Genomic DNA, 1,997 nt, shown 5'->3' on the forward strand with positions numbered 1-1,997 from the left:
GTTTGGTCTGGTCGAGGACGGCGTCGAGATTGCTGCCTATGACGGGATCGGTGAGATCGTACTCCTGCGCCCTCGCCCGCGCCCTGTCGGCGTCGAGGTCGACAAGGCCGACAATGGCGAGCCCGTCGATCTGCCTGATGGCATCGAGCCAAGCCTTGCTCATCGCTCCGCAGCCGACCAGGACGGCATTGATCATCCGGCGCTCCTCCTCCGCTCGGTCCCTCCAGACCGGTCGTCACGGCATCCACGGCAAGACCGTAAACGTTTTTCCGTAAACGTTTACGACAACACACCCGAAGGCGTAGAATGTCAATTGGCCCTTGGCGAAAATCGTCCTGTCGCCTTGGCCTGAGCGGCTACCGGTGCTAGCCAAGCAAGGGGGAGTACAGTCACTTGGCATCCAGCATTCACGACCTTGCCCGTCACCTGAACATTTCGATCGGCACGGTGTCGCGGGCGCTGAACGGCCGCGCCGACGTCAATGCCGACACACGCAAGCGCGTGCTCGAGGCGGCCAGGGCGCTCAATTATTCGCCGAACCAGTCCGGCCGCAGTCTCAGGCAAGGCGCCACCCATTCGATCGCCTTCATGCTGCAGCCGCATCCGGGCGACCAGCAATATGGCGAACCGTTCTTCATGCCGTTCCTGATCGGGCTGCAGGCCAAACTCGCCGAAAGCGGGCTCGACCTGATCGTGGTCATGGGTGCGCCCGGCGACTACCAGCAAGAGCGCTTGCGCCGGGTCGTCGAGACGCGCCGCGCCGATGCCGTGGTGCTCGCCTGGACCCGGCGCGAGGACGATCGCATCGATTACCTGACCCAGGCTGGTTTCCCCTTCGCCACGGTCGGTCGCAGCCGCTCCGGGGCCAAGCCCTATCCCAGCCTCGACCTCGATTTCGAAAAGGCCGGCGCCGATGCGGTCGACCGGCTTGTGGCGCGAGGCCATCGCCGCATCGCCGCCATCCGCCCGGCCCTCGACCTCAATTTCAGCTATCTGTTCCTCGACGGCTATAGCAAGGGCTTGTTGAGACACGGCATCGAAGTCGACCCGGAACTGATCGCGGACGGTTTCATCAACGAGGCCGGCGGCTACGCCGTGACACCGAGGGTCATGCGTTCCAAGAACCCGCCGACCGCCATCATCTTCAACAATGACGTGATGGCGCTCGGAGGGTGCAAGGCACTGGCCGAGATGGGCATCAGGCCGGGCCAGGACATCGCGGTGACAGTCATCGTCGACACGCCGCTCTGCCGCTATTTTTCCCCGGCTCTGACTGCCTTCCGCCCAGCGCTGGAGCCGATGGGACAGCGGCTCGCTGAAATGCTGTTGGCGTCGCTTCCCGCCTTCGCCGGCCCGCAGGGGCCGCGGATCATCCGCGAGGTCTGGCCGCTGGAACTGGTGGCGCGGGACAGCGATTGATGATGGCAGCAGGACCGCCGATGTCGTCCTCCCTCAACAGCACACCGGTGCCGCAGTGCACCGGCCGCAACCTTGAATGCGCGGGAGGCGCTGCAGGTTCCGGATCGCGCCACAACCAGGGCGATCGGCGAGAGCCAGCCTTAAGATACCGGCGCCGCTCCGCCCTCTGCCGTGCGCCGCGCGATGAACTCGTCCAGCATGCCTGAGGTCGCGACGGCCGAGGCCGGTGGTGCGAAATCGGCAAGCACCCGCCTCCAGACACCGGTGGCGCGCTCGCTCGCAGTCTTCGAGCCGCTTTGGGTCCAGTTGCCGAAATTCGACCAGTCGGCCACCAGCGGCTCGTAGAAAGCGGTGCGGTAGCGAGCCATGGTGTGGCCGGCCGAAAAGAAGTGCCCGCCCGGCTGCACCTCGGCGATCGCTTCGAAACCGATCGTATCGGTGTCGCCGGGCGTCGCGGCACAAAGTTCAGCCACCGTCTGCAGCGCCTCGATGTCGGTGATCAGCTTCTCGAAGGAGACACTGAGGCCGCCCTCCAGCCAGCCGGCGGCATGGATGCACATCGTCGCCCCGGCCAGCAC

At 65.4% G+C, this 1,997-nt stretch carries 2 protein-coding genes and 1 pseudogene; 1 reads left to right on the top strand and 2 read right to left on the bottom strand.

Going from position 1 to position 1,997, the window contains the following annotated elements:
- Positions 1 to 196 (bottom strand): annotated as a pseudogene (locus tag EN750_RS31800) (gfo/Idh/MocA family oxidoreductase); the annotation flags it as partial.
- 197 nt (positions 197 to 393) lie between these two features.
- On the opposite strand from EN750_RS31800, the gene EN750_RS31805 reads away from it, so the two are divergent.
- Positions 394 to 1,419, top strand: coding sequence for a LacI family DNA-binding transcriptional regulator (locus tag EN750_RS31805; protein ID WP_127399066.1), 1,026 nt, complete (start codon positions 394 to 396; stop codon positions 1,417 to 1,419).
- A gap of 140 nt (positions 1,420 to 1,559) precedes the next feature.
- Here the strand turns inward: EN750_RS31805 and EN750_RS31810 are convergent.
- The coding region (locus EN750_RS31810) for a trimethylamine methyltransferase family protein (RefSeq protein WP_189526598.1) at positions 1,560 to 1,997 on the bottom strand (438 nt) is incomplete at its 5' end.

This window comes from Mesorhizobium sp. M7A.F.Ca.ET.027.03.2.1, from assembly GCF_003999175.1.
Classification (GTDB): domain Bacteria; phylum Pseudomonadota; class Alphaproteobacteria; order Rhizobiales; family Rhizobiaceae; genus Mesorhizobium.